We start from the raw sequence: 527 nt of genomic DNA on the forward strand, positions 1-527 counted from the left end.
TGGGACGAACAGGGCTTCCCACAGCGCCAGATGACTGCCGATCAGCCCGAAGCAAAGGAGCAGCCCAGCCTCGATCAGCAAGGGTGAAGCGTACTGACTGTTCAGTCGCCTGCGTCGCCCCCAATTGACGAGCACGGCGGAACAGGCAGCACCCAGCAGGAACGAGATCAGCGATCCGGCACCCGCGAGGACCAGTGAGAGATCACCCAGCGCGGTCTGGTCAGCGATCGCGGATACCACGCCGCTCATATGGGAAGTGTACTGCTTCACCGCGAGAAAGCCGCCAGCGTTGGTCCCACCTGCCACGAACGCCAGCGAAAAACCAAGCTGCCTGTCCGCCCCGGTGCTCCGGTTCTTTCCCGTCAGACTGCGGAAATAGTGTGCTGGCATGAGGTATCGACTCGTGTACTGGCGTGTCCGCTTCGCCCTTCGGCGCCAGCGCGGACAGGTTCCGCAAGCTGGTTTCTGGATTCCACACGCAAACTGAGGCCCGCCTTCCAGACGCCCTGAACGAACGCGACACGTTT

At 62.2% G+C, this 527-nt stretch carries 1 protein-coding gene; it reads right to left on the bottom strand.

Going from position 1 to position 527, the window contains the following annotated elements:
• The coding region (locus FQ755_RS06875; RefSeq protein WP_144152459.1) for a YoaK family protein at window positions 1-390 on the bottom strand (390 nt) is incomplete at its 3' end.
• Window positions 391-527 lie beyond the last annotated feature (137 nt).

It is taken from the genome of Paraburkholderia sp. BCC1885, assembly GCF_900996235.1.
Classification (GTDB): domain Bacteria; phylum Pseudomonadota; class Gammaproteobacteria; order Burkholderiales; family Burkholderiaceae; genus Paraburkholderia.